Here is a 25,824-nt window from a genome sequence, read left to right as displayed (position 1 = left end):
TCGCCGTCGTCACGAAACGTTGGGTGCGGGATGCGATGGACGTTTTTGCGTCATAGGCGAATGACGCGGGAACGGACGGCAAAAGCGTGTGGTCCTGGCACCCCGACGCTGGTGTCAACCCCCGGGTCACGAGCCCGGGGCGACGGGGGCTAACAAGCCCGGTACCCCGAGGAGAGCGCGCTATAAGCCGTAAACCATTGCGCAGGGAATGCCGGACTGTTTCGGCTGCCCTGTTGTTGCTTGCGTGCGCAAAGTGCAGTTTCCTTGCACGCAAGGCTCGCGGGTGCGGCCAGCATCCGGTGTTCCCTGCGCCCTCGATTCTTCATGGGGGTCTTGATGGCATAGCTCGGGCAAAACCTGCCGCGGGAACGTAGTGGCTCGTCATTGCGAGGAGCGATAGCGACGAAGCAATCCAAACTGTCTCCGTGGAAGCACTTTGGATTGCTTCGCTTCGCTCGCAATGACGGCGGGCTGTTTGACATTTGAATCCGACAATCATCACCGGGACTCCGTCATTGCGAGGAGCGAAGCGACGAAGCAATCCATTCCTCCGTTGTCGCAAGATGGATTGCTTCGCGGAGCCCGTCATCGGGCAGCGCTTCGCGCGGACCCGTTGGCTCGCAATGACGAACTCATGCGCCCGAATGCGCCGGAACGCGCGTCCGCGGCGCCTTCTCCCGCCCGAACATCGCCGACGATTTCCCCGTCAGCGCCGCCAGGACCAATGCCACCATGTGGTCGAGCCGCGAGTCTCTGGCCTCCCTGGTGAGGAGATCGCGGCCAAAGATGACGCCCAGCGTCGCGCTGTTGGAGAGATAGAAGAAGCCCAACGCCGCGATCGAAATGTAGAGCTGCACCGGATCGACGGCAGCCTGGAAGTCGCCGCTCGCAACGCCGCGCTGCACCACCGCGCCGATCATCTCGACGAACGGCGAGTGCATCGACTTCACCTTGGTCGAGCGCTTCAGGTGTTTGGCGCGCGCCAGATTCTCGCTGTTGAGCAGCGCGAGGAACTCGGGGTTGCGCAGGAAATAACTCCAGGTGAAGGCGATCAGCGTCCTGATCGCCTCGGGCGGATCGAGCTGTTCGAGATCAAGCGAGCGCTCCTCGGCGCGGATCTTCTCATAGGCGCCTTCGAGCACCGTGAGGTAGAGGTCTTCCTTGTTGCCGATGTGGTAATACAGCATGCGCTTGTTGGCGCCGGCTTTCTCGGCAATGCGGTCGACGCGTGCCCCGGCGAGGCCGTGGGCGGCAAATTCCTGCTTCGCCGCCTCGAGGATGCGCAGCCGCATGCCCTCGGGGTCGCGCTGCCATTTCAAACCTCGCTTCGTCCTTGCCAAGGGCTCCGCCCGTGATGGTGCGAGAACGGATGTATCATGCAACCGGCGGCTCGGTCCATGCAGCAACTCGCGGTGTGCAGGGGAATAGCGGCGGGCGTTCGGTGTTAGTCCCGCGCCGCACGCTCCAGGAACAGCGTCTGCACGCCGCAGGTGCCGCTGCGGATACTCATCACCCGCGTGCCGGGCTTGCGGCCGGTGCGCACCTCCGACACCTCGATGCCGGACGCCAGCAATCGCGCACGCGCCGCATCGACATCGCCGACCCGCCAGCTCAGGCCCCAGAGCTTGTCGTGTGTCGCGTCGCCGCCCGCGACCGGCCGGCGCACCACCTCGACGATGAGGTCGCCGCAGCGGAAGAACATGAGCTGACCCCAATCCTGGTGCGTGCGATCGAGCGCCATGTCGAGGCCGAGCCGCGCGCCGTACAGCGCCGCGGCGCGCTCGGAATCCTCGGTCGAGACCACGACATGGTCGAGACCCGTGACCGGCGACGGCGTGGTTGCGCGCGAACGGGGACGTTCGCCGTCGAGCTCCAGGAAGAACATCCGCACGCCGCGCGTGAGCTCGGTCAAGGCGCGGGTGCGCTTCCAATGCATTGTCGCCCCGGAGATGGCATCGCTGCTCTCGACCTCGGCGACCGGCTCCGGTTTCAGCGCGACGCGGTCAAGCCGCCGGTGCATCGTCGCGATATCGCCGGTCGCAAAGCAGATGCTCGCAAGCCCCTCGCCGCTCGTCGTGATCACGTTGCGGACGCGGTCGGCGGCGACCGAAAAGCCGCCCGGCGCCATCAGCTCCAGCGTCATGTTATCGAGCGTGAACAGCACGCGCTCCGCGCCCTCGCCGGAGTTCTGCCAGGATGGCGCGCAGCCCAGCAGCGCCTCATAGGCGGAAGCCCCCTTGCCGATGTCCTCGACAAGCACCACGATATGGTCGAGCCCAGCGATCATCCTGTCCCCTTTCGATCGCACGCGCCGGAACCGGTCGCGATGGCAGGCCGTTATTGGCGGCGTGCCTTTAGGTGGTATTCTCTCGACATCCCCATCTCAAGCGACTAAGTGGCAGAGCTTGCAAATAAAACCAGCGAACATCCGAAACATCCGGTGCTAAGCTATCGGCGCCGGGCCGGGACCACTGATCAAGCGCATGACGGATAACCTTATGCAGGCCCTCTTCATCGGACAGACCTACATCGACGTCACCTTCATCACCGACCATCTGCCGACAGGTGACGAGAAGCATGTGGCCGAAGCCTACGCCGTTTCCTTCGGCGGCAACGCGGTCACCGCGGCGTTCTGCTGCGCCAAGCTTGGCATCGTGCCGGACCTGATCTGCACGGTCGCCAACGACTGGCTGGGGCGCATGTTCCAGGACATGAGTGCGAAGTATGGAATCTCGGTGCATCCGCGCAAGGTCAACTCGTCGTCGCTGTCCTTCATCATGCCCAAGGACGGCAAGCGCGCCATCGTCCGCTGCCGCGACGATCACCATATCCATCCCTTCCCGCTGCTCAACCTCGGCAGTTGCCGGGCGCTGCATCTCGACGGCCACCAGCCGGATGCCGCGATCCATTATGCAAAACTCTGCCGAGAGGACGGCATCCTCACTTCGCTCGACGGCGGCGGCCTGCGCACCAACACCCATGAACTGCTCGAGTTCATCGATGTCGCGATCGTCGCCGAGCGGCTGTGCGAGCAGATGGACCTGACGGTGGAGAAGATGCTCGACTATCTCAAGAGCCGCGGCGTCCGCGTCGGCGGCGTCACCATGGGTGAAAAGGGCCTCATCTGGTACGACGAGGCCGGCACGGTGCATGCGCTGCCCGCCTATCCGATTCCCTCCGAGCGCGTGATCGACACCAATGGCGCGGGCGATGTCTTCCACGGCGCTTACATCTATTCCTATCTCGCCCACCCCGACAAAAGCTGGCACGACCATTTCAATTTCGCGCGCGCGGCCTCGACCTACAAGATCCAGCGCCTCGGCAACGAAGCGGGATTGCCGACGTTGGCCGACATCGAAAAGGTGAGACAGGAATTTTCGCCCAGCGCGGAAGCCGTGCCCATCAGGCGAGTGCAGCTTTGAGGTCGAATTTCAGATCGGCGGCTTTCTCGGGCGGCAGCGAGCGATCCATTCCGAGAAAGCGCCGGCCGAACATGTGGTCGCCTGCGCGGTTGACGGACTCGATGCCGACCAGCTTGCCGGCCTTGTAGCAGAACGCTGAGAACGCCTTTTGGGAGGGATCACCGCGCAAAACCACCTGGTCGTAGCCGGTCGTGAGGCCAGCGATCTGCAGCTTGTCGTCGCCCTGGTCGCTCCAGAACCAGGGCTGGCCGTCGTAGGGCTTGTCGTTGCCGGTCAGCCGCGCCGCCACGCAGCGCCCATGGTCGGTGGCATTCTGCACCGATTCCAGTCGCAGCGAGCCGCCGAAGCGCGGGCTTTCGAACAGCGCACAGTCGCCAATCGCAGAGATGTTGGGATCGGAGGTCAGCAGATGCTCGTTGACGATGATGCCCGACGCGGTCGGAAGGCCGGCTTCGGATGCGAGCTCGACATTCGGCAACACGCCGACGCCGACCACGACGAGGTCGGCCGGGATATGGCGGCCGTCGCTGAGACTGACGCCGGTGATCTTATCGCCATCGGCTTCGATCGCCGTCGCCATCACGCCGAGATGGATGCGCACGCCCGCTTCCGCATGCCGCTTCTGGAAATAGTCGGAGACTTCCGCGGTCACCGCCCGCGCCATCGCGCGGTTCGCAAGCTCGAGCACATCGACCTCGAGTCCCTTGATGCGCGCAGTTGCCGCGAATTCGAGCCCGATGAAGCCGGCGCCGATCACGACGACGCGCTTGCTCGCGGCAAGGCGCGCGCGCAAATCCTCGCTGTCGTCGAGGATGCGCAGGTAGCGCACATTCGGCAGCTTCGCGTTGGGAATATCGAGCAGGCGGTTGCGCGCGCCGGTCGCGAGCACGAGATGGCCGTAGTCGAGCGCGGCGCCAGACGCCAGCTTCAGCTTGCGCCCGGCGCGGTCGATCGCGATCGCATGACCCGCAATCAGCTCGATGGTCTGGTCGTCGAAGAATTTTTGCGGCCGGAACATCAGCGTGTCCGGACCGCCGGTGCCCTTGAGGTAAGCCTTCGACAATGGCGGCCGCTGATAGGGCAGATGCCCCTCGTCGTTGATGACCGCGACGCGGTCCTTGTAGCCGAGCTGGCGCAAGGAAGCCGCGACCTGAAACCCGGCGTGGCCGGCCCCCACGATCAGAACCGCTCCTTGCGTCATCGCGAGAGCCCAGCTTTCAGGGCACGGAAATCGTCCATGTCGCCACCTCTTCCCACGGATTTTGGCTTGCCATCATCCGTGAAGAGCGGCGCTCGTGTCCGAGTCCCGGGCGATGAGGCCCCATTAAGCCTCATGGTCAAGTCGGGCGCAAGCCCGGCGCATGGACGTGAGGGCGAGGCGTCAGGCTGGAACCAGTCGCAGCGGCAGGGTATCGCGGCCGCGCAGCGTGTTGTTCAGCCGCAGCATCGGCTCGCCGGTGAGCTCAAATGCCGTGACCCGTTTGGCGAGCGCGCCGAATACAGCCTCCGCCTCCAGCCGGGCCACCGCCTGGCCGACGCAGCCATGGATGCCGGTGCCAAATGTCATGTGCCCGGTGGCCCGGCGCTTGACGTCGAACTCGTCCGGCCGCTCCCAGCGGCGGGGATCGCGGTTGGCGGCGGCGAGGAACAAGAGCACCTTCTCGCCCTCGCCGAGGTGGACGCCGCCGACATCGACCGACCTGGTGGTGGTGCGGAAGAAGGTCTGCACCGGCGCCTCGAAGCGCAGCACCTCTTCGAAGGCGAGACGGATCAGCGAGGGATTTTCCCGCAAAATCGTCCATTGTTGCGGATAGGTCGCAAAGCAATAGAGCGCATTGCCGAGGCCATAGACGGTGGTGTCGACACCGGCCGACAGGAACGAGCGCACCAGCATGCCGGCCTCGGCTTCGGTCAACTCACCCGCATCAACGGCGCGGAAGATCTGCATGCCGAGCCCGTTCGGCGCCAAAGCGGCGCGGCTGCATTTCGACATGATCCAGTCGCGCACCGGGCCGGCATTGCACATCGCCTTGTCGAACAGGTCGTTGCGCGGGCCGAAGCCGTTGAACACCATGCTGCCGTAGGGCAGCAGGTTCTCGCGCCCCTGCTCGGCAATGCCGACCGAGTCCGGAAACACCTTCAGCGGATAGGCCTCCGCGAGATCGGCGATGCCGTCGAACTCGCGCCGCGCCAAGAGCCGCTCGACCAGGCTCTCGGCTTCACGCATCAGCGTCTCGCGCAATACGCTGATAGCAGCCGGCGACAGGATGCGGGTCAGCACCGCGCGCGTCCGCGTATGCAGCGGCGGATCGGCTTCCAGCACGATGCTCGGCGGACGCCAAGGCGGCTCCTTGCGGAAATCGCTCAGACCTACGCCCGCGCCGGAGCAATAGGTCTGCCAGTCCGTCAGCGCGTCGCGCACCTCCTGGTGCCGCGCCATCGCCCAGATGCCGTAATGCTCCAGCCACACCACGGGGCCGGCTTCGCGGAACGCCTCGTGATGCGGATAGGGATTTTCCAGGAACGCGTGGGAGAACGGATCAACGGCGGAAACGGCACGTTCGACCAGCGTATCCATGGTTCCTCCTCCCGTTCTGCCGCACCGCATCCAGCGCGGCCGTTTGGCCGCATCTTGCAGCCGGCGACGGGGATTGTCACCCTGCCCGTTCCGCGATTTAAATGCCGGCAAAAGCCAAAAAAAACCCAAGACCCAAGGATTTGATATGTCGACCGCGCCCGCCACCGTCTCCCAGCCCGACGATCCGGCCCTGCTCAGGGTGGACGGCCCGGTCGCCACCATCACCTTGAACCGCCCCGCGGCCTTCAACTCCATCAACCTTGCGATCGCGCAAAAGCTGGAGGCGCTCAGCGCCGAGGTCGAGGCCTCCGACGAAATCCGGGTGCTGGTGATCGAAGGCGAAGGCCGCGCGTTCTGCGCCGGCGGCGACCTGCAGACCATCGGAGCTGCGGCGGCGAGCGATACCATCGCGCCCGTCGTCGGCGAACTGCTCAAGCATTATCACGCCTTCATCACGACGCTCCGCCGCATGCCGAAGCTCGTGCTCGCGAGCGTGCACGGCTCGGCCGCGGGCGCCGGCCTGTCGCTCGCCTTCGTCGCCGATCTCTGCGTCGCGACCGAGGACGCGCGCTTCACGCCCGCGTATTCCAAGCTCGGTGTCTCGCCCGACGGCGGCGGCACCGTCGGCGTGGTCGCAAGCGTCGGCACCCGCCGCGCGCTGCAGATCTTTCTCGGCGAAGACAGTTTTACGGCGCAGCAGGCCCATGAATGGGGCCTGGTCGCCAAGGTCGTGCCGGCTGCGGAGCTGAAGGCCGCCACCCGCGAGTTCGCGCTGCGGCTTGCACAAACCGCGCCCGCCGGCATTGCCGCAACCAAGGCGCTGATCTATCGCTCCCCTGTGAGCCCGATCGAGCAGCAGCTCGACGCCGAGCGCGACGGCATCATCGACTGCATGCACACCGACGAGTTCAAGGTCGCGGTGAAGAAATTCACGAGCAAGGGGAAATAACCTAGCTGCTCGGGCAGATATAGCCCGTGCCTGCCGGCGACTTGAAGCAGCCGACGGATTCCGGGAGCACGTGCTTGGGCAGCCACAGCACAACGCTCGGGAAATAGATGATGAAGATAATAGTGACCAGGAACACCACATAGATCGGCAGAGCGGCGCGCAGCGCCTTGCCGAAATTGATGCCGACGAATTTCGAGGCCATCAGCAGCACCAGGCCATAGGGCGGCGTGATCAGGCCGAAAGCGAGCGTTGCGATCAGCACCACACCCATATGCACGCCATTGATATCGCCGGCTTGCGTCAGCGCGTTCACCAGCGGCATGAAGATGATGATGGTCGGCACCGGCTCGATGAAGTCGCCGACCACGGTGAACAGGAGCACCATTAGGAGCATGATGTAGTGCGGATCGTGGCCGGCGATCGAAGTGATCCAGTCCGCGATCACGATGGCGCCGCGCAGATAGGCGAGCATCCAGCCGAACGCGTTGGCGGCGCCGATCGTGATCAGAGGCAGCGAGAAGATCAGGCCGGCGAGGCAAAAATCAAAAGGTATCTTCCTGATGTGCCCGCGGTTGAGCGCGGGGATCACGACCAGAATGATCCAGATCACCGCGACCACGCCGGCTTCGGTCGGCGTGAACCAGCCGGTCAGGATGCCGCCGAGCAGGATCACCGGGATCATCAGCGGCAGCGCGGCGTCGCCGGCCGCGAACACCACCTGCTTCAGGGGCGCGCGCGGCTTGCGCATGCCCGACGGCCCGAAGAAGTAGCAGTAGATCATCAGCCCAAAGCCGATCATGAAGCCGGGCACGACGCCCGCCATGAACAGCCCCGCAATCGACACGTTGCCGACCGCGCCATAGACCACGGCCGTGATGCTGGGCGGCACCAGGGCTGCAATCGTCGAGGCGGCAGCAATGATCGCGGCAATGAAGGCAGACTCGTAGCCTTCGCGCCGCATCGGTCCGCCAAGCGCGCGGCTCATCACCGCGACATCGGCGGTGGTCGATCCCGACATTTCCGAGAAGAACATCGAGAAGACGACCACGACTTGCGATAGCCCGCCCCGGATGTGGCCTACCAGCGAAACCGAGAGGTTGGCGATGCGCACCACCACATTCGCCGAGCTCATGAGCTCGCCGACCAGGAGGAAAAAGGGAATCGCGAGCAACGCCTCGGAATCGACGCCGTCAAAGACCTTCTGCACGATCGCGGCGAGCGAGACGTCGGCAAGAATCGCGCCCACGAATACGCCTGCGAGCAGCGAGAATGGCACGGGCACGCCGAGATAGCCGAAGAACAGGAAGCAGAACGACATCAGCGCGAGGATGACCGGCGAGCTCAAGGCTAGACTCCCGGCTCGCTGACACGGATCTGCGGGATCGCGTGGTCGTCCTCGGCTGGAGGCTCGGGATGATCGAATCCGTTGACGAGCCCGTTGACGATCTGCTCGACGGTGAACAGGGCGATCAGGATCCCGCTGAGAGGAATGATGATGTAGAGATAGGCGATCGGCAGGCCCGACGGCAGGCGGAACGAACCGAAGCCGCGAAGATAGTTGACATAGCCGAACCAGATCAGGCCAAAGGCAACGCCAAGCACAACGAGCCGCGTCAACAGCTCGACAATCAGGCGCGGCGTGCCATGCATCGATTCCGAGATCGCGGTCAGATAGAGGTGGTCGTTGCGGCGGGTCGCCGCCGCCGCGCCGATGAAGATCGCGTAGATGAAGAGCGCCGAGGTGAACTCCTGCAGCCACAGCCAGGGATGGCCGATGGTCCGGGTCACGATGTCGGCGGTGACCGACATCGAGAAACCGAAGCACAGGATGCCGCAGAGGATCATCAGGCCGAGCTCGAGCCGGTCGAACGCCCGCCATTTCAGATGACGGTGCCGCTGCAAGACGAGTTTATCGGCGATGGGCATCAATTCCCCCGTCGTCCCGGTGAGCGCCGGGACCCATAACCACAGGCGTCAACTATATTGTAGAGACTATCGACCGCCATCGTGCCCGAAACTTCCGCCGCGGGCTATGGGTCCTGGCTTGGCGACGTGCCGCGAGTGGCCTATTTGATCGCCCGGATCAGGTCCTTGATCTTCTCGGCGTGCGGCCCGAGGTCCTTCGCCTCCTTGTCGAGCAAGGGGTCGGCGATCGTCTTGAATCCCGCCTTGTCGACATCGGTGACGATCTTGACACCCACCTTCTGCAGCTTGGCCGCCGCCGCATGATCGAGCTCGAAGCCGCGCTTCGGCTCCTGCAGGCTGACCTCCCGCGCCGCTGTCAGCACCCACTGCTTCTGCTCCGCCGAGAGGCTCTGCCAGAGCTTGTCGCTGATCCAGACGATGGCGTTGTTCGCCTCATGCTCGGTCAACGAGATCACGGGCGCGACCTCGTAGTGGCGGTTGATGAGATAGACGTTCATGCCGTTCTCGGCGAAATCCACCACGCCCGTCTGCAGCGAGGTGTAGACGCTGCCGAAGGGCAAGTGCACGGTCTGGGCGCCGTAGGCGGCGAAGGTCGTGTCCTCCGTCGCGGTCGCCTGCACGCGGATCTTGAATCCCTGATGTCGTCGACCTTGTGGACTTCCTTCTTGCCATACATGTAGCGGAAGCCCTGGGTGCCAAGCCCGATGGCGTGAATGCCCTGCGTGGTCTGGTCGATCATGTCGCGGATCGCGGCAAAGACCTTTTCATCGGCGAGCGACTTGATGATGTGATCCTCGTTGCGGAACAGGAAGTGCAGCGACATCACGCCCGCCTGCGGCGAAATCGTTGAGGTGTTGGCGGAAGAGACGATCGCAAAATCGATGTCGCCGGACTTCACCAATTGCAGGATCTGCGGCTCCTGCCCGAGCTGCGCGCCGGGATACTGGTCAACCAGCATCGTGCCCTTGCTCAATTCCTTCAGCTTGGCGGAAAAGATGTCGTAGGCGACGCTGTAGCCGGAATTGAGCTGCTGATCGTGGGCGAAGCGATAGTGCTTCACGCCCTGGGCGTTGGCGCCGGCGGCAAGCATCGTCGCCGCCAGGATCAAAACGCCCGCTATTTTGCTCTTAAAAGACACGGTTCCCCCCTGTTCTGATTTTGCGCGGATCAAACCATTGGGGTTGCCGGATTGTCAATTGAACATCCGAGGATTGCAATTGTGACAGCAATATCTCGTCCCGACGAAGGCCGGGACAAGCTGCGCTGCGCTATTTGATCGCCCGGATCAGGTCCTTGACCTTGACCGCATGCGGACCGAGCTCGCTGGCCAGCTTGTCCAGCAGGGGGTCGGCCACCTTGATAAAGCCCGACTTGTCGACGTCGGTGACGATCTTCACTCCCATCGATTTCAGCTTCTCCGCCGACTGGTGCTCGAGCTCGATCGCCTTGGCCGGCTGGGTGCGATTGACGTCGTCGGCCGCGGCCTGCACCCAGCCCTGCTGCTCGGGAGTAAGGCTGTTCCAGAGCTTGTCGCTGATCCAAACCAGCGAATTATTGGCCTCGTGCTCGGTCATCGACAGCACGGGAGCGACTTCATAGTGCTTGTTGGCGAGGTAGACGTTCACGCCGTTCTCGGCGACATCGACCACGCCGGTCTGCAGCGAGGTGTAGACGCTGCCGAACGGCATATGCACGACCTGCGCGCCGTAGGCCGGGAACGTCACATCCTCGGTGGGCGTCGCCTGCACGCGCACCTTCAGTCCCTTGATGTCGGCGATGTTCCTGATCTCGCGCTTGGAATACATGCTGCGCAGGCCAAGTGTCGCGAGCGCAATGACGCGCGCACCCTTGACCGTGTCGGAGATCATGTCCTTCACCGCCCTGGCAACCGCGGGATCGCCGATCGCCTTGATCAGATGCGCTTCCGAGCGGAACAGATAGTGCATCGACATCACGCCGGCTTGCGGCGACAGCGTCGCGGCGTTAGCCGAAGCCGAGATGCAGAACTCGACATCGCCGGCCTTGACCAGTTGCAGGACCTGCGGCTCCTGCCCGAGCTGCGCGCCGGGATACTGGTCGATGATCATGGTGCCCTTGCTCAATTCCTTGAGCTTGTCGGCGAAGATGTCGGCCAGGATGCCGTAGCCGGTATCCTTCGGCTGATCATAGGCGAAGCGATAATGCTTCACCTCCTGCGCGCTCGCGCTTGCGGCGGCGAAAACGGATACGGCAACGACCGCACCGAGAAGCTTGCTCAGGCCTGCCATCGTCTCCCCTCCCTGAATGATTTTTCTTTGATCATCCCACCGGGGTCGTTTGGTTGTCAATCAAGCTTCCGCTCTAACGCAACTGCGAGATGACTAGCCTTTCCCCTTCGCTCGCATGAAATCGAAGTCGCAGCCTTCGTCCGCCTGCAAAATGGTCTCGTTGAAGAGGTGGGCGTAGCCACGCCGTGCCCAATCCGGCGTCACCACCGGCTTCAGCGCCGCTTGCCGTTTCTTCAATTCGGCCTGGTCGACCAAAAGGTCGATGCTGCGCTTTTCGACGTCGAGCCGGATCATGTCGCCGTTCTGGACCAGCGCGAGCGGGCCGCCGACCGCGGATTCCGGCGTGATATGCAAGACGATGGTGCCGAACGCAGTGCCGCTCATCCGCGCGTCCGAAATTCGCACCATGTCCTTGACGCCGGTCCGTCCGAGCTTCTTCGGGATCGGCAGATAGCCGGCCTCCGGCATCCCCGGCGCGCCCTTCGGCCCGGCATTGCGCAGCACCAAAACGTCGTCGGCTTTGACATCGAGATCGGGGTCGTCGACCCGCAAGGTCATGTCCTCGACCGACTCGAACACCACGGCGCGGCCGGTGTGCCGCAGCAGCTTCGGGCTCGCGGCGGCATGCTTGATGACGGCGCCGCGCGGGGCGAGATTGCCATGGAGGATCGCCATCGAGCCTTCCGGCTTGATCGGATTGTTCCGAGCGCGGATCGCGTCCTGACCAGGCACCTCTTCCGCGTTAGCGACGATCTCACGCAACGTCTTGCCTTCGATGGTTTTGGCGTCGAGGTCGAGGAGATTGCCGAGCTGCGCCATCAGCTTCGGCACACCGCCGGCATGATGGAAGTGCTCCATGTAGTGCTCGCCCGACGGCTTCAGGTCGACCAGCACGGGCACGTCGCGGCTGAGCTTGTCGAAGGCTTCGAGATTGATCGTGTGCGCGGTACGATTTGCCATCGCGGTCAGATGAATGAGGCCGTTGGTCGAGCCGCCGATCGCCTGCAGCACGACCTGCGCGTTGCGGAACGAGGAATTCGTCAGGAACTCGCTCGGCCTCGGCCCCTTGGCCTTCGCCATCGCGGCCGCGACCTTGCCGCTCGCCTCCGCCAGACGAAAGCGTTCGGCATGCGGCGCCGGGATGGTGGCGCTCATCGGCAGCGACAGGCCCAGCGCCTCGGTGACGCAGGCCATGGTAGAGGCCGTGCCCATCACCATGCAGGTGCCGACCGACGGCGCAAGCCGGCCGTTGACCGCCTCGATCTCGTTGTCATCGATCTCGCCGGCGCGGTATTTCGCCCAGAGCCGCCGGCAATCGGTGCAGGCCCCTAGCACCTCGCCCTTGTGATGGCCGACCACCATGGGCCCGACCGGAATGACGACGGTCGGCAGGTCGGCCGAAAGCGCGGCCATGATCTGCGCCGGCAAGGTCTTGTCGCAGCCGCCGATCACGATGACCGCGTCCATTGGCTGGGCGCGGATCATCTCCTCGGTATCCATCGCCATCAGATTGCGCAGATACATCGAGGTCGGATGCGAGAAGCTTTCCGCGATCGAAATGGTCGGGAACACAAAAGGCATCGCGCCACTCAGCATCACGCCGCGCTTCGCCGCCTCGATGATGTCAGGCACATTGCCGTGGCAGGGATTATAGTCGCTGTAGGTGTTGGTGATGCCGACAATCGGGCGGTCGAGCGCGTCGTTGGAATAGCCCATCGCCTTGATGAAGGCCTTGCGCAGGAACAGCGAGAAGCCTGCATCGCCATAGCTTGCCAGTCCCTTGCGCAATCCGTCGGTCATGTTCGCATCCTCTTGCTTGCTGTCATTCCGGGGCGGTGCAAAGCACCGAACCCGGAATCTCGAGGTTCCGGGTTCGCGCTTCGCGCGCCCCGGAACGACTCGCTACTTCTTGATCCGGCTCCGGTCGCCCGAAAACTCCATGCTGCAGAACGCACCGCCCTGGTAGAAATCACCGACGGGATCGGATTTCAGCTTCGCCTGCTCGGCAAAAGCATGCTCGCGGAAATCTTCGGCCTTGCCGGTCGGGCGATAGCCCAGATCATAGGCGCGATGGTTGTCCCACCAGGAGCGCTCATTGTCGGAGGCGCCATAAAAGATTTCGAAATGGATCGCCGGATGTTCAAGGCCGATGCGGCAGAGCTGAACGAGGTCCTCGGGCTTCAGCCAGATCGACAGCCGGCGATGATCGAGCGGCTTCTCGCCGAAATTGCCGATGCGGATACAGGTGACCTTGAGGCCGTATTTGTCGGCGTAGAGCGCGCCGGTCGCCTCGCCAAAGGCCTTGCTCACGCCGTAACGGCTGTCGGGGCGCGTGGTCACGTCAGTGCCGATGCGGTGATAGCGCGGATAGAAGCCGACTGCGTGGTTCGATGAGGCGAACACCACGCGCTTGACGCCCTTCCTGCGCGCCGCCTCGAACAGGTTGTAGCCGCCGATGATGTTGGACTGCAGGATCGCATCCCAGGGGCCTTCGACCGAATAGCCGCCGAAATGCAGGATGCCATCGACGCCCTCGCAGATCGCCTCGACCTGAGCCATGTCGGCGAGATCGGCGGCCTTGAACGTCTCGTTCGCGGCGAGATCGCTGGGCGCCTTGAGATCGGAGAGCAGGAGGTCCGGATAGATCGGCGGCAGCAATCTGCGCAAGCTTGTGCCGATCCCGCCGGCCGCACCGGTCATCAATATGCGTGGCATTCTTCCCTCTTTGAACCCGCTGGTTTGCGGTCATGCGCGAGGAGTGATAGCAAACTGCCCGGCGAGGAAACAACAACGAGAACCGCAAATGTCCGATGCATCCTCTCATGCGGCTGGCTGGCATCCGGCCACTTATTACCCCGACCCCGCGATCCATGCCCTCGACCCGCGATTTGAAAAATACTGGCTGAAGCTGTCGGCGGTGGAACGGCTCGCGACGGGGCTGCGCTGGGCGGAAGGCCCGGTGTGGGTGGGCGACGGGCGCTATCTGCTCTGCAGCGACATCCCGAACCAGCGCATCATCAAATGGGAAGAGGAAACCGGTGCGGTCTCGATCTACCGAAAACCCTCGAACTTTGCCAACGGCAACACCCGCGACCGCCAAGGCCGGCTCGTCACCTGCGAGCATGGCGGCCGCCGGGTGGTCCGCATCGAATATGACGGCTCGATCACCGTGCTGATCGATCATTTCGACGGCAAGCGGCTCAACTCCCCGAACGACGTGGTGGTAAAGTCCGACGGTTCGATCTGGTTCACCGATCCGATCTTCGGCCTGCTCGGCAATTACGAAGGCTACAAGGCCGAGCCCGAGATCGATCCCAACGTCTATCGGATCGATGGCGCCACCCGCAAAGCCACCATCGTCGCCGAAGGCGTGCTCGGGCCGAACGGGCTCTGTTTCTCGCCGGACGAGAGCATCCTCTACGTCGTGGAATCGCGTGGTGTGCCGAACCGCAAGATCCTTGCCTACGACGTCTCGGCCGACGGCACGAAACTCTCCAACAAGCGCGTTCACATCGATGCGGGTCCCGGCACGCCGGACGGCATGCGCTCCGACATCGACGGCAATCTCTGGTGCGGCTGGGGCATGGGCGATCCGAAGCTCGACGGCGTGATGGTGTTCGCGCCCGACGGCGCCCCGATCGGCCGCATCGCGCTGCCAGAGCGCTGCGCCAATGTCTGCTTCGGCGGCTTGAAGCGCAATCGGCTCTTCATGGCGGCGAGCCAGTCGATCTATGCACTGTATGTGAACACGCAGGGCGCGGTCGGGGGATAATCTCGAAAATCGTAGGGTGGGCAAAGGCGCGTTTGCGCCGTGCCCACCGCCATGATTGCATGTGCCGAGTGGTGGGCACGCTTCGCTTTGCCCACCCTACCCGGCTCACGCGCGGCTTACGCGGCGTTGAAGCCGGCGACCGCCTTCGCCTCGAGATATTCCTCCATGCCGTAGCGGCCCCATTCGCGGCCGTTGCCGGACTGCTTGTAGCCGCCGAACGGCGCGGAGCGTTCATTGGGCACGCCCTGCAGGTTGACGTTGCCAGCGCGAATTTGCCGGCCGACCTTGCGCGCGCGCTCGACGGTACCGGCCGAGACGTAGCCGGCCAGACCATAGGGCGTGTCGTTGGCGATCTTGACCGCGTCGGCTTCGTCCTTGGCGCCGAGGATGGTCAACACCGGTCCAAAGATTTCCTCGCGCGCGATCGTCATGTCATTGGTGACGTCTGCGAAGATGGTCGGACGGACATAGAAGCCCTTGTTGACACCCTCGGGCAGGCCCGGGCCGCCGGCGACGAGGGTCGCACCCTCGTCGATGCCCTTCTTGATCAGCGCCTGGATCTTGTCCCACTGCGTGCGGTTCACGACCGGGCCGATGTTGGTGCCTTCGGCGCGGGGGTCGCCCGCCTTGGTCTTCTCGGCGACGCCCCTGGCGATCGCGGCCACTTCCTTCATCTTCGACAGCGGCACGATCATGCGCGACGGCGCGTTGCAGGATTGGCCGGAGTTGTTGAACATGTGCATCACGCCGCCGGTCACCGCCTTGGTGAGGTCGGCGTCGTCGAGGATGACGTTCGGCGACTTGCCGCCGAGCTCCTGGCTGACGCGCTTCACCGTCGGCGCGGCGCGCTTGGCGACATCGATGCCGGCGCGGGTCGAGCCGGTGAACGAGATCATGTCGATATCAGGATGCTCGCTCATGGCGGCGCCGACTTCGGGGCCAAGGCCGTTGATGAGGTTGAACACGCCCTTCGGCACGCCCGCTTCATGCAGGATTTCGGCGAAGATCAGGGCCGAGGTCGGGGTGAACTCGGACGGTTTCAGGATCATGGTGCAGCCGGCGGCGAGCGCGGGCGCGACCTTGCAGGCGATCTGGTTGAGCGGCCAGTTCCAAGGGGTGATCATCCCGACGACGCCGACCGGCTCGCGCACGACGACGGCCGAGCCCATGGTCTCCTCGAACTCGTACTTCTTCAGGACTTCGAGGGTGTTCATGAGATGGCCGAGGCCGGCGCCGGCCTGCAGGCGCTCCGCCATCGGCAGCGGCGCCCCCATCTCGTCGGAGACGGCCGCACCGATCTCTTTCATGCGGCCCTTGTAGATCTCGACGATCTTGGACATCAACGCGACGCGCTCCTCCCGGCTCGTCTGCGAATAGGCCACGAAGGCGCGCTTGGCGGCGGCGACCGCCTTGTCGACGTCGGCCTTGGAGCCGAGCGCAACCTCATACATCGCTTCTTCCGTCGCCGGATTGACGACGGGCGTGGACTTCTTGACGGCGGGATCGACCCAGGCGCCGTCGATGTAGAATTGCATGCGGTTGACCATCGAAAACCTCTTTTGATTCAGGGCGTAAGGAGGGGGAACGGAGCGTTCGGCAACCATCCTTGCACGAAAGCTCAGGGAATTGAACCCGCCATATGCGGGACGCCGGGCTGCGGCGGACACTGGATATAAGGATGGTGGAGCGAGGGAGGCAAGTCTCTCTCGACATCGTCATTCCGGGACGCGCCTTTTGGCGCGGGCCCGGAATCCATAACCACCATCGCCAGGTATGGATTCCGGGTTCGCCGCTTTGCGGCGCCCCGGAATGACGACGTCAGTTTGGCGTCACACCGCCATCTTGCGATGCAGCACCGGGGCGCCGGAGGTGAGGCTTTCGGCAGCGTCGATGATGGCGTTGGCGTCGATGCCGTAGGCGCGATAGAGGTCGTCGATGGTGCCGGTCTGGCCGAACTGCTCGACGCCGAGCGCCTCGACGCGATGGCCGCGCACGCTGCCGAGCCAGCCGAGCGCGGCCGGATGGCCATCGATCACCGTGACGATGCCGCAATCGCGCGGCAAGGGCGCCAGCATCTTCTCGATATGGCTCAAGTGCTGCACGCCGCGGCGGTCGCGCCGCAAATTCCGCGCGGCAGTCCAGCCTGCGTGCAGCCGGTCGACGGAGGTGATGGCGAGCAACCCGACATCCCGCCTGCTCTCGCCGATGAAACCGGTCGCCTCGATCGCTTCCGGCGCCACGGCGCCGGTATAGGCGACGATGACTTCCGCGTTCGGTCCGGGCTTGCGCAGCCAATAGGCGCCCTCGGTGATGTCGCGCTGCAAATCCGGCGTCATGATCCGCTGCACCTGGTCGATCGCGCGCGTCGACAGGCGCAAATAGATCGAACCGCCCTCCTCGGCCTGCATGTGCTCAAAGCCGAAAGCCATGATCGCGGCGAGCTCGTCGACGAAGGCCGGCTCGAACGACGCGAGCCCAGGCTGCGCCATGCCGATCAGCGGCGTCGCGATCGACTGATGCGCGCCGCCTTCGGGCGCGAGCGTGATCCCCGAGGGCGTCGCCGCCAGCATGAAGCGCGCATCCTGGTAGCAGGCATAGTTCAGCGCATCGAGGCCGCGCTCGATGAAGGGATCATAGAGCGTGCCGACGGGCAACAGCCGCGCGCCATTGATGGAATGCGACAGTCCCAGCGCCGACAACAGGATGAACAGGTTCATCTCGGCGATGCCAAGCTCGATATGCTGGCCCTTCGGCGAGGCATCCCAGTTATAGGTCGAGGGAATCTTCTCGCTGCGGAAGGTATCGGCCTTCTCGGCGCGCGCGAACAACCCGCGGCGATTGACCCAGGCGCCGAGGTTGGTCGACACCGTGACGTCGGGCGAGGCCGTGACGATACGCGCGGCGAGCTCGCTATTCTCCCGCGCGATCTCGTTCAGCACCAGACCAAAGCCCTGCTGCGTCGACATCTGCGCGACCGGCTTGAACGCGAGCTGCCGCGGCACCTCGATGGTGGGTGCCACCAGCCGCCGCGCGGTGTCGCGGTTGAAGGGCACCTGGGAGAGGAAGGCCGTGAGCGCGGCGGGATCCTGCGACAGGCCCTCGAATCTCTCCCATTCATGGCCGGGGCGGATGTTTTGCGAGGCGCGCCACTTCTCCATCTGCGCCACTGTCATCAAGCCGGCATGGTTGTCCTTATGGCCCTGGAACGGCAGGCCGACGCCCTTGATGGTGTAAGCGATGAAGCAGACCGGACGGTCGTGATCGATTGCCTCGAACGCCTCCAGCATGCTTTCCATGTCGTGGCCGCCGAGATTGGACATCAGCGCCAGCAACTCCTCGTCGCTGCGGCGGTCGATCAGCGCCGTCACCTCGCCCTGGTCGCCGATCTCGTCCTGCAGATGCTTCCTGAAGGCCGCGCCGCCCTGGAAGCAGAGCGCGGCATAGAGCGCGTTCGGGCAATTGTCGATCCAGCGCTTGAGCGCTTCGCCGCCAGGCTCGGCAAAGGCCTGCCGCATCAGCCGGCCATATTTCACGATCACCACGTCCCAGCCGAAATTGCGGAACATGGTCTCGAACTTTTCCCACAGCCCCTCGCGCACGACCGCGTCGAGGCTCTGGCGGTTATAGTCGACCACCCACCAGGTGTTGCGCAGGCCGTGCTTCCACCCCTCCGCGAGCGCTTCGAAGATATTGCCCTCGTCCATCTCGGCGTCGCCGACGAGCGCGATCATTCGCCCTTCGCGACGGTCCTTCGCCCAGCCATGCGCCCTGACGTAATCCTGCACCAGCGACGAGAACAGCGTCTGCGCGACGCCCAAGCCCACTGAGCCGGTGGAGAAGTCAACGTCGTCAGTATCCTTGGTACGCGACGGATAGGACTGCGCGCCCTTGAAGCCGCGGAAGTTCTCCAGCTTGTCGCGGGTCTGGCGGCTGAACAGATATTGGATGGCGTGAAACACCGGGCTTGCATGCGGCTTTACCGCGACGCGGTCCTCGGGCCGCAGCACGTGGAAATACAGCGCCGACATGATGGTGGCGAGCGAGGCGGAGGAAGCCTGATGCCCGCCGACCTTCAGCCCATCGGTATTGGGCCTGATGTGGTTGGCGTGATGGATGGTCCAGGACGACAGCCACAGCACCTTCCGCGACAACGCGGAGAGTATTTCAAGACGTGCGGGTTCAATCGCCATGGCTGCCTCCCAGCTTTGGACGCTGGCGAATCCTAAACCTCCCGAGGCCCCGAAACTTCTCAAATTTTCACACCATACCTTAACATATTAGGATATTTTATCACGACCAGGTCAATCAGCCGGATTTTGTTCCAATGCCAGAGCTCGACGCCATCGACCGCAAGATCCTGTTCTCACTGCAATCGGACGGTCGCATCACCATGCAGGAGCTGGCCGACAAGGTCGGGCTGTCGGTCTCGCCGTGCCATCGCCGCGTGAAACTCCTGGAGGAGCGCGGCGTGATCACGCGCTATATCGCAACCGTCGATCAGAAATCGCTGGGGCTGCATGTCTCCGTCTTCATCTCCATCAAGCTTGCGCGGCAAAAGGAGGAGGACCTGAACCGCTTCGAGCGCGCGATCTCGAAATGGGACGAGGTCCTGGAGTGCTACCTGATGACGGGCAATCGCGACTATCTGCTGCGCGTCGTCGCCGCCGATCTCTCCTCCTATGAGGCGTTCCTCAAGACCAAGCTGACGCGGCTGGACGGGATTGCATCGATCGAATCGAGTTTTGCGCTGAGTCAGGTGAAGTATTCCATCGCGCTGCCGGTGTGACTCGATCGTCATTGCGAGAAGTGTAGGGTGGGCAAAGCGAAGCGTGCCCACCATACCAACCGAAGTCCGCTGATGAACTGTGGGCACGGCGCAAGAGCGCCTTTGCCCACCCTACACTTCTCGCAATCACGGTGCTCCTCATGCGAAATCGTTCCCGCGGCACGAAAATGTCCGGGTCCTGCATCGTCGATGGCCCTCGGAAGAGAGAGGGCGCAGGGAACACCGGGTGTCTGGCACATCCGCAGCCTCGTGTGCGCAAATGTGCGCAAAGAATGCACACGAGGTTAAACTACAGGTACGCCGCAACAGTCCGGCATTCCCTGCGCAATGGTTTACGGCTTATACGCGCTCCCCGGGGTGCCGGGCTTGTTAGCCCCCGTCGTCCGCAAGATCATCACTTGCGAACTTGATGCCAGCGTCGGGGCATCAGGACCACGCGATTTTGCCGTCCGCCTCGGCGTCGCTCGTCAGTTGACACCGCCTGCGTCCATCGCATCTCCGGCCCAACACTCGTGACGATCGCGAAGCGTCCCTCTTAATCGGGCCGGGACGCGCGAACCAAATCACATTCTTCCGAAAACCGGAAGCAAAATATTTTTCACGGAGGGCTGGACAGATGGCGCAAATCAGTTTTCGAAAAATCAGTAGCGATCAGCGCCGGTATCGCAGCACATCGACCAGCAGCGAGAATGCGGGCGAGGCCTGGCGGCGGCTCGGATAATAGAGGTGATAGCCCGAGAACGGCGGACACCAGTCCGACAGCACACGCACCAGCCGGCCCTCGACGATGTAGGGCTGGACGTGGCTCTCCATGAGATAGGCAAGCCCAAGGCCCGCCAGCGCGGCGCGGAGCAGCGCGCCGGCGCCGTTGAACACGAGCTGGCCCTCGACCCGCACATTGAGGGCGCGCTTGTCCTTCTCGAACTCCCAGGCGTAGAGACCGCCATGGGTCGGCAGCCGCAGGTTGAGGCAGTTGTGACTCGTCAGTTCCTGCGGCGTGCGCGGCTTCCTGCGCGCGGCGAAATAGGACGGTGCGCCGACGACGGCCATGCGCAAATCCGGCCCGACGCGCACCGCGATCATGTCCTTTTCAACGAGCTCGCCCGGGCGAATACCGGCGTCGTAGCGCTCGGCCACGATATTGGCGAGGCCGTAGTCGACGACGATTTCGACGTGGATGTCGGGATATTTCGGCAGGACCCTCGCGAGCGCCGGGATCAGGATCGCTTCCGCCGCATGCTCGGTCGCGGTGATGCGCAAGTGGCCGGCGGGCTTTTCGCGCAGCTCGCTCAGCGCAGCAAGTTCGGCATCCATCTCGTCGAAGCGCGGACCGAAGGTCCGGAACAGCCGCTCGCCGGCTTCGGTCGGTGCGACGCTGCGCGTGGTGCGGTTGAGCAGGCGAACCCCGAGCCGCTCCTCGAGCCCACTGACGGTCTGGCTCAGCGCCGATTGCGAGATGCCGAGCTTGGCCGCGGCACGCGTAAAACTCCTCTCGCGGGCTACCGCCAGGAAGGCGATGATGTCGCTGGCATTGTCGCGGTCCATTCATAAGCCTTGCTAATAATTCTTTCCGCGTTTTATCACCTAGTCGGTGTGCCTTGAAGGGCTTAGGTTCGCCTCGCCCGCGAAGAGCGAGTTCCCGATGGGCAGCATCGCTGAAGGGAGAAACGAAAATGCCGCATGTCGTCGTCAAGCTGCATTCCGGCCGCACGCGCGAGCAGAAGACGAAGCTCGCAGCAGCAATCACGCAGGCCGTAACGAGCGCGCTCGGCTCCGCCGAGGACGCAATCTCGGTCGGCATCGAGGATGTCGCGCCCGCGGACTGGACCGAGCGGGTCTTCAAGCCCGACATCCTCGGCAAGGCCGAGACCATCTACAAGCAGCCGGGCTATCATCCGCTGTGACGGCCGTGCCCGCTCAGCGAACCGAACAGGGAGCAACAGAATGGAGATCAAGCGAAGCGGCTCGCAGCCGTCACGCAAACCGCCGGAGGAGTATTTTACGGGTACGGTGCGGCTCGACCCGCTGTTCCAGGCGAACGCGCCCGCGCGCGTCGGCGGCGCCAGCGTGACCTTCGAGCCCGGCGCGCGCACGGCCTGGCATACCCATCCGCTCGGCCAGACCCTGATCGTCACCTCAGGGCTGGGCTGGGCGCAGCGCGAGGGCGGCCCGGTCGAGGAGATCCGGCCGGGCGACGTGGTCTGGTTCCCGCCGGGTGAGAAGCACTGGCATGGCGCGACGCCGACGACGGCCATGACGCATATCGCGATCCAGGAGGCGCTGGACGGCAGGAGCGTCGACTGGCTGGAGAAGGTCCCGGATGCGCAATACCGAAAGTGAGCGCATGCCTTACGTCCGCATCGCTGAGATCGATGTCGATCCTGCCCGGCTCGAGGCCTACCGCATGGCCTTGAAGGAGGAAATCGACGCAGCGATTCGGTTGGAACCGGGGGTGCTGGCGCTTCATGCCGTGTCCGACAAGGAAAATCTGGCACGCATCATCGTGTTCGAGAGTTACGGGGACGAGGCCGCCTACAAAGCGCATCTCGAAACGCCACACTTCCGCAGCTACAAGGCCGCAGTCGAAAGCATGGTTACCTCCTTGAAGCTGACGGAGACCGTGCCGATCGTCCTCGGCTCCAAGTCCGACTGAGCAAGCCGGCTGACCAGGTCTCGCTGAGCAAGTCCGGCGTAATCGCCTGCCTGCTATTCGCCCGCGCGCGCTATTGCCGACCCGCGGCACCGACGCTAGGCTTCGTGCCAACAGGTAGGAGGCGCGCGTGACCCGATCCGACGAGACGAAGATTTCCGAAGACCGCCGCGAGGCCTTGCGCTACGCGCTCGCGATCGGCAGTGGCGCAGCGCTGACATCCGCGCTCGCCACGTCCGCCTCGGCGCAGACCGCGGCCGACAACACGCTCGATCAGGTCCGGGGCGCGAAAGTGCTGCGCATCGCGGTGCTGCCAGGCGAACTGCCCTATTTCAACAAGGACCTCGCCAGCGGCACCTGGTCCGGCATGTGCATCGAGATGGCGAATGACATCGCCAAGCTGCTCGATGTGAAGCTGGATTACACTGAATCGACTTACGGAAATTCGATCCTTGATCTGCAATCGAACAAGATCGACCTTGGCTTTGCGCTCAACCCGACGCCGCAGCGCGCGCTGGTGGTCGATTTCACCAATTTGGTGTTTCCCCATCCGTTCGGCGCCATGCTGAGGAAGGGCCTCGAGGCGAAGACCTGGGCCGACATCAACAAGCCCGAGATCAAGATCGCGGTCGATGTCGGATCGGCCAACGAGGTGGTGGCACGGCGCTTTGCGCCGAAGGCCACGATCACCTCGCTGAAGACGCGCGACGACGTCATGCTGCAGATGGCATCGGGCCGCGTCGATTGCGTGGTGAACGCGCTGGTGCTGGGGCTGACGGCGATCGCCAAGAACCCCAACCTGGGCACCTACAAGATCCTGCAATCACCGTCAGTCACGATCGCGAGCAGCATGGCGGTGCGGCGCGAGAGCGACAAGCGCTGGCGCGATTTCCTCTCGGTGTGGGTCGACTACAACCGCGGCGTCGGCCAGATGCGCGAATGGTTCGTCAAGGGCCTGGCGCTATCAGGCGTGAAGCCTGAGGACGTGCCGGTGGAGTTGAATATTTAGCGATTAGGCAAGCTGCCTGAGCTTCGGAGGTGCCACCTCTCCCCTTGTGGGAGAGGTGATGCGAACCGCGGCTCAAGCGGTAATGATTTCTCGACGCCGGTATGGAGATTCGGATGCGCGTTGTGATTCCTGCAATTCTGGCAATCGGCGTGGTCGCGTCGGCAACGCCTTCGCGCGCCCAGACTTACGATCCCGACTATCCCTATTGCGTTCAGGTCTACCAGGGCTTCATGGACTACTACTTCGACTGCAGCTATCGAACGGAGGACGCATGCCGGGCTTCGGCGTCGGGCCGAGCGGCGCAGTGCGTGGTCAATCCATATTACGGAGGGTCGGCGGCCAGACCCGCTCATGGCCATCCCGTTTATCGCCACAGGCGATCGCACCGGCACTGAAGATTGATTCGCGCCTCACGCCTTGTCGTAGGTCATGCCGCGCTCGAGGTGGCGGCCCACCAGCGTCGCCGGAAACAGGATCGCGAAATAGATCAGCGCCACGACAGTGTAGACCTCGAGCGGGCGGTAAGTGTCGGCGTTGATCAGGGTCGCGTTGTAGACGAGATCGGGGACCGCGATGACCGACACCAGCGAGGTGTTCTTGAGCTGTGTCACCGACTGGTTGACGTAAGGCGCCATCATCGGCTTCAGCGCCTGCGGGATGATGACGAGCCGCAGCATGCGCCAGAATGACAGTCCCAGCGCGCGGGCCGCGTCCCACTGGCCGCGCGGCACGCTCTCGATGCTGCCGCGCACGATCTCGGCATAGAACGCGCCGCCATAGAGCGAGAGCACGCTGACGGCGGCGACATTGGCCGGGATATTCACCCCCAACACGACCGGGAAGGCATAGTAGAACCAGATGATCTGCACCAGGAGCGACGTGCAACGGAACAGCTCGATATAGGCGACCAGCAGCCAGTCGATGACCGGCCAGCGCCCGAGCCGCGCGACGCCGACGAATAGTCCGATCACAGTGCCGAGGAAAATGGTGCCGATGGTGTAGGCGACGGTGAAGCCGAGCCCAAGCCAGAACAGATGGCTGTACTTTGAGAGGATCGCGAAGTCCCAGACGTAGTGCATGGCAGCCCCGGCTTTCTCCTAAAGCCCGATGATGAGACGATATTTCATCATCGGGCTTTAGGTTATTGTTTGCGCATGATCTTTTCGGAAAACCGCTGCACACTTTTCCGGATCATGCGCTGGCGCGATCAAAGGTAACGTTTCGGCGAGAACGCTGACGTGTCGAAGCTCGGCGCGCTACCTGCAATCATCGCGGCGACGGCATCGCCCGTTGCGGGTCCCGTGGTGAAGCCGATGTGCTGGTTGCCGAAGGCGAACCACAGGCCGGAATGCCGCGGCGCCGGCCCGATCATCGGCAAGCTGTCGGGCAAGGTCGGCCGCGCCCCGCGCCAGACGTCGCCGACGGGCTCGCCGAACTCGACGACGCTGCGCGCCAACGGCACCACCGCATCGAGCTGGGCATAGGACGACGGCGCATCGCGATCGGTCAGCTCGACGCCGGAGGTGACGCGGATGCCCTGCTCCATCGGCGTCATCAGGAAGGCGTTTTCGGCATCGTGAATCGGCCGCCGAAGCGGGCGTGCGGCGTTCGGCTTGAACTCGCGATGATAGCCGCGTTCGGTCGCAAGCGGTACGCGATAGCCGAGCGGCTTGAGCAAATCGGCCGACCACGGCCCGAGCGCGACCACAACGTGGCGCGATCTGATCTCGCCGTCCGCGAGCACGACGCGCCAGCCGTCCGCATCGGCCGCAATCGACGTGATCTCCGCGCGGCGCACTTCGCCGCCCGCGGCAGAAAACATCCGCGCATAGGCCTTGGTGACGTTGCCCGGTGAATCCACTGAGGCGGTTTCGGTATGCAGCAGGCCGACGCTGTAGACCGGCAGGATATTTGGCTCGAGCGCGGAGATCGCCTGGCGGTCGAGCAGCTCGCTCTTGATGCCATAGTCGGTCAACGCCGCCTGATCCGCTTTCGCCGCGGCGACATTGTCGCTGCGCCAGGCCTTCAGCCAGCCGGTCTCGCGGATGCGACTGCCTGCGCCCGCCTTGACGATCCACTCGCGGTGCAGTTTCAGCGACGCCTTGATCAAGCCGCGCAGCGCGAGCGCGCGGGGCTTGACTTGCGACTGCGCGGAATTGGCGAGAAAGCGCGCGATCCATCCGGGATGGCGCAGCGCCCAGCCCACGTCCCAGCGCAAGGCGGGGTGTTGATTGGACAGATATTGCGGCAGCTTGCCGAGAAGGCCGGGCTGATTGAGCGGAAAGATCGAACCGCTCGAGAGAATGCCGGCATTGCCGTAGGACGTCTCGCTGCCGGGCTCGCGCCGGTCAATGAGAATAACCGACATCCCACGCTGCCGCGTGGCGAAGGCTGCCGACACGCCGACGATACCGGCGCCGAGCACGACGACATCGGTCTTGTTGGCTGTTTGATCCGGCATCTTG

23 protein-coding genes and 1 pseudogene are annotated in these 25,824 nt (G+C 63.8%); 9 read left to right on the top strand and 15 right to left on the bottom strand.

The window, feature by feature from the left end:
- Positions 1–632: 632 nt before the first annotated feature.
- Complete coding sequence (locus tag VKR55_RS27110; RefSeq protein ID WP_414642462.1) at positions 633–1,340, bottom strand: TetR family transcriptional regulator; 708 nt, start codon at positions 1,338–1,340, stop codon at positions 633–635.
- Between the two features lie 104 nt (positions 1,341–1,444).
- Positions 1,445–2,287, bottom strand: a complete 843-nt coding sequence (locus VKR55_RS27105) for a VOC family protein (RefSeq protein ID WP_324408236.1) — start codon at positions 2,285–2,287, stop codon at positions 1,445–1,447.
- A 211-nt stretch (positions 2,288–2,498) separates the two neighbouring features.
- On the opposite strand from VKR55_RS27105, the gene VKR55_RS27100 reads away from it, so the two are divergent.
- Positions 2,499–3,422 carry a sugar kinase gene (locus tag VKR55_RS27100; protein ID WP_324408276.1) on the top strand — a complete coding sequence of 308 codons (924 nt, stop codon included), beginning with the start codon at positions 2,499–2,501 and terminating at the stop codon, positions 3,420–3,422.
- Here the strand turns inward: VKR55_RS27100 and VKR55_RS27095 are convergent.
- Both VKR55_RS27095 and VKR55_RS27090 read right to left on the bottom strand, forming a co-directional pair.
- Positions 3,403–4,623, bottom strand: a complete 1,221-nt coding sequence (locus tag VKR55_RS27095; RefSeq protein WP_324408234.1) for an NAD(P)/FAD-dependent oxidoreductase — start codon at positions 4,621–4,623, stop codon at positions 3,403–3,405. The two genes, VKR55_RS27100 and VKR55_RS27095, sit on opposite strands and share 20 nt — an antisense overlap.
- Positions 4,624–4,803: 180 nt before the next feature.
- Positions 4,804–6,000, bottom strand: a complete 1,197-nt coding sequence (locus VKR55_RS27090) for a cytochrome P450 (RefSeq protein ID WP_324408232.1) — start codon at positions 5,998–6,000, stop codon at positions 4,804–4,806.
- A gap of 145 nt (positions 6,001–6,145) precedes the next feature.
- On the opposite strand from VKR55_RS27090, the gene VKR55_RS27085 reads away from it, so the two are divergent.
- Positions 6,146–6,949 (top strand): enoyl-CoA hydratase/isomerase family protein, encoded by an 804-nt coding sequence (locus VKR55_RS27085; protein ID WP_324408230.1) that lies wholly within the window; start codon positions 6,146–6,148, stop codon positions 6,947–6,949.
- 1 nt (position 6,950) lies between these two features.
- On the opposite strand, the gene VKR55_RS27080 is transcribed toward VKR55_RS27085, so the two are convergent.
- The 6 genes and pseudogenes from VKR55_RS27080 to VKR55_RS27055 all read right to left on the bottom strand — a co-directional run bounded on the left by VKR55_RS27080 (position 6,951) and on the right by VKR55_RS27055 (position 13,857).
- Complete coding sequence (locus tag VKR55_RS27080) at positions 6,951–8,294, bottom strand: TRAP transporter large permease (RefSeq protein ID WP_324408229.1); 1,344 nt, start codon at positions 8,292–8,294, stop codon at positions 6,951–6,953.
- A gap of 2 nt (positions 8,295–8,296) precedes the next feature.
- Entirely contained in the window at positions 8,297–8,875 is a 579-nt protein-coding gene (locus tag VKR55_RS27075; protein ID WP_324408227.1) for a TRAP transporter small permease, read from the bottom strand.
- Between the two features lie 140 nt (positions 8,876–9,015).
- A pseudogene (locus tag VKR55_RS27070) lies at positions 9,016–9,965 on the bottom strand (TRAP transporter substrate-binding protein).
- A 178-nt stretch (positions 9,966–10,143) separates the two neighbouring features.
- Entirely contained in the window at positions 10,144–11,142 is a 999-nt protein-coding gene (locus tag VKR55_RS27065) for a TRAP transporter substrate-binding protein (protein WP_324408226.1), read from the bottom strand.
- 93 nt (positions 11,143–11,235) lie between these two features.
- Entirely contained in the window at positions 11,236–12,942 is a 1,707-nt protein-coding gene (locus VKR55_RS27060) for an IlvD/Edd family dehydratase (RefSeq protein ID WP_324408224.1), read from the bottom strand.
- A gap of 102 nt (positions 12,943–13,044) precedes the next feature.
- Complete coding sequence (locus VKR55_RS27055) at positions 13,045–13,857, bottom strand: NAD-dependent epimerase/dehydratase family protein (RefSeq protein WP_324408222.1); 813 nt, start codon at positions 13,855–13,857, stop codon at positions 13,045–13,047.
- A gap of 88 nt (positions 13,858–13,945) precedes the next feature.
- Between VKR55_RS27055 and VKR55_RS27050 the strand changes: the two genes are divergently transcribed.
- Positions 13,946–14,914 carry an SMP-30/gluconolactonase/LRE family protein gene (locus VKR55_RS27050; protein WP_324408221.1) on the top strand — a complete coding sequence of 323 codons (969 nt, stop codon included), beginning with the start codon at positions 13,946–13,948 and terminating at the stop codon, positions 14,912–14,914.
- 116 nt (positions 14,915–15,030) lie between these two features.
- Here the strand turns inward: VKR55_RS27050 and VKR55_RS27045 are convergent, their stop codons facing one another.
- Both VKR55_RS27045 and VKR55_RS27040 read right to left on the bottom strand, forming a co-directional pair.
- Complete coding sequence (locus tag VKR55_RS27045; protein WP_324408219.1) at positions 15,031–16,461, bottom strand: aldehyde dehydrogenase family protein; 1,431 nt, start codon at positions 16,459–16,461, stop codon at positions 15,031–15,033.
- 282 nt (positions 16,462–16,743) lie between these two features.
- On the bottom strand, positions 16,744–19,104 hold the full coding sequence (locus tag VKR55_RS27040) for a transketolase (protein WP_324408218.1): 2,361 nt from the start codon (positions 19,102–19,104) through the stop codon (positions 16,744–16,746).
- Positions 19,105–19,238: 134 nt separating this feature from the next.
- Here VKR55_RS27040 and VKR55_RS27035 point away from each other — a divergent pair, with 134 nt between their 5' ends.
- Positions 19,239–19,700, top strand: coding sequence for an Lrp/AsnC family transcriptional regulator (locus tag VKR55_RS27035; RefSeq protein WP_324408216.1), 462 nt, complete (start codon positions 19,239–19,241; stop codon positions 19,698–19,700).
- Between the two features lie 651 nt (positions 19,701–20,351).
- Here the strand turns inward: VKR55_RS27035 and VKR55_RS27030 are convergent.
- Positions 20,352–21,245, bottom strand: coding sequence for a LysR family transcriptional regulator (locus tag VKR55_RS27030; RefSeq protein WP_324408214.1), 894 nt, complete (start codon positions 21,243–21,245; stop codon positions 20,352–20,354).
- Positions 21,246–21,373: 128 nt separating this feature from the next.
- Here VKR55_RS27030 and VKR55_RS27025 point away from each other — a divergent pair, with 128 nt between their 5' ends.
- The 5 genes from VKR55_RS27025 to VKR55_RS27005 all read left to right on the top strand — a co-directional run bounded on the left by VKR55_RS27025 (position 21,374) and on the right by VKR55_RS27005 (position 23,754).
- Positions 21,374–21,604: a tautomerase family protein gene (locus VKR55_RS27025; protein ID WP_324408210.1), complete on the top strand. Its 231-nt coding sequence runs from the start codon at positions 21,374–21,376 to the stop codon at positions 21,602–21,604.
- A 40-nt stretch (positions 21,605–21,644) separates the two neighbouring features.
- The gene (locus VKR55_RS27020; RefSeq protein ID WP_324408208.1) at positions 21,645–22,040 is read left to right on the top strand and encodes a (R)-mandelonitrile lyase; all 396 of its coding nucleotides are present in this window, start codon (positions 21,645–21,647) and stop codon (positions 22,038–22,040) included.
- Complete coding sequence (locus VKR55_RS27015) at positions 22,021–22,353, top strand: putative quinol monooxygenase (RefSeq protein WP_324408207.1); 333 nt, start codon at positions 22,021–22,023, stop codon at positions 22,351–22,353. The genes VKR55_RS27020 and VKR55_RS27015 overlap by 20 nt, the downstream gene beginning before the upstream one ends.
- A 127-nt stretch (positions 22,354–22,480) precedes the next feature.
- Positions 22,481–23,359 (top strand): transporter substrate-binding domain-containing protein, encoded by an 879-nt coding sequence (locus tag VKR55_RS27010; protein WP_324408205.1) that lies wholly within the window; start codon positions 22,481–22,483, stop codon positions 23,357–23,359.
- Between the two features lie 113 nt (positions 23,360–23,472).
- Entirely contained in the window at positions 23,473–23,754 is a 282-nt protein-coding gene (locus VKR55_RS27005; RefSeq protein ID WP_324408203.1) for a DUF3551 domain-containing protein, read from the top strand.
- A 15-nt stretch (positions 23,755–23,769) separates the two neighbouring features.
- On the opposite strand, the gene VKR55_RS27000 is transcribed toward VKR55_RS27005, so the two are convergent.
- A complete protein-coding gene (locus VKR55_RS27000; RefSeq protein WP_324408202.1) occupies positions 23,770–24,438 on the bottom strand; it encodes an amino acid ABC transporter permease in 669 nt (222 codons plus the stop codon).
- A gap of 128 nt (positions 24,439–24,566) precedes the next feature.
- Positions 24,567–25,820: an NAD(P)/FAD-dependent oxidoreductase gene (locus tag VKR55_RS26995; RefSeq protein WP_324408201.1), complete on the bottom strand. Its 1,254-nt coding sequence runs from the start codon at positions 25,818–25,820 to the stop codon at positions 24,567–24,569.
- Positions 25,821–25,824: the final 4 nt, after the last annotated feature.

Origin of the sequence: Bradyrhizobium sp. (assembly GCF_035309285.1) — a bacterium.
GTDB lineage: Bacteria > Pseudomonadota > Alphaproteobacteria > Rhizobiales > Xanthobacteraceae > Bradyrhizobium.
This window is presented reverse-complemented; position numbering and strand designations above follow the sequence as displayed.

Bases quoted from the DNA above. Each gene is read 5' to 3' on its own strand.
- VKR55_RS27075 (WP_324408227.1), bottom strand. From the start codon at position 8,875: ATGCCCATCGCCGATAAACTCGTCTTGCAGCGGCACCGTCATCTGAAA.
- VKR55_RS27095 (WP_324408234.1), bottom strand. From the start codon at position 4,623: ATGACGCAAGGAGCGGTTCTGATCGTGGGGGCCGGCCACGCCGGGTTT.
- VKR55_RS27085 (WP_324408230.1), top strand. From the start codon at position 6,146: ATGTCGACCGCGCCCGCCACCGTCTCCCAGCCCGACGATCCGGCCCTG.
- VKR55_RS27015 (WP_324408207.1), top strand. From the start codon at position 22,021: ATGCGCAATACCGAAAGTGAGCGCATGCCTTACGTCCGCATCGCTGAG.
- VKR55_RS27000 (WP_324408202.1), bottom strand. From the start codon at position 24,438: ATGCACTACGTCTGGGACTTCGCGATCCTCTCAAAGTACAGCCATCTG.
- VKR55_RS27035 (WP_324408216.1), top strand. From the start codon at position 19,239: ATGCCAGAGCTCGACGCCATCGACCGCAAGATCCTGTTCTCACTGCAA.
- VKR55_RS27060 (WP_324408224.1), bottom strand. From the start codon at position 12,942: ATGACCGACGGATTGCGCAAGGGACTGGCAAGCTATGGCGATGCAGGC.
- VKR55_RS27005 (WP_324408203.1), top strand. From the start codon at position 23,473: ATGCGCGTTGTGATTCCTGCAATTCTGGCAATCGGCGTGGTCGCGTCG.
- VKR55_RS27045 (WP_324408219.1), bottom strand. From the start codon at position 16,461: ATGGTCAACCGCATGCAATTCTACATCGACGGCGCCTGGGTCGATCCC.
- VKR55_RS27090 (WP_324408232.1), bottom strand. From the start codon at position 6,000: ATGGATACGCTGGTCGAACGTGCCGTTTCCGCCGTTGATCCGTTCTCC.
- VKR55_RS27020 (WP_324408208.1), top strand. From the start codon at position 21,645: ATGGAGATCAAGCGAAGCGGCTCGCAGCCGTCACGCAAACCGCCGGAG.
- VKR55_RS27025 (WP_324408210.1), top strand. From the start codon at position 21,374: ATGCCGCATGTCGTCGTCAAGCTGCATTCCGGCCGCACGCGCGAGCAG.
- VKR55_RS27040 (WP_324408218.1), bottom strand. From the start codon at position 19,104: ATGGCGATTGAACCCGCACGTCTTGAAATACTCTCCGCGTTGTCGCGG.
- VKR55_RS27105 (WP_324408236.1), bottom strand. From the start codon at position 2,287: ATGATCGCTGGGCTCGACCATATCGTGGTGCTTGTCGAGGACATCGGC.
- VKR55_RS27065 (WP_324408226.1), bottom strand. From the start codon at position 11,142: ATGGCAGGCCTGAGCAAGCTTCTCGGTGCGGTCGTTGCCGTATCCGTT.
- VKR55_RS27030 (WP_324408214.1), bottom strand. From the start codon at position 21,245: ATGGACCGCGACAATGCCAGCGACATCATCGCCTTCCTGGCGGTAGCC.
- VKR55_RS27055 (WP_324408222.1), bottom strand. From the start codon at position 13,857: ATGCCACGCATATTGATGACCGGTGCGGCCGGCGGGATCGGCACAAGC.
- VKR55_RS27050 (WP_324408221.1), top strand. From the start codon at position 13,946: ATGTCCGATGCATCCTCTCATGCGGCTGGCTGGCATCCGGCCACTTAT.
- VKR55_RS26995 (WP_324408201.1), bottom strand. From the start codon at position 25,820: ATGCCGGATCAAACAGCCAACAAGACCGATGTCGTCGTGCTCGGCGCC.
- VKR55_RS27100 (WP_324408276.1), top strand. From the start codon at position 2,499: ATGCAGGCCCTCTTCATCGGACAGACCTACATCGACGTCACCTTCATC.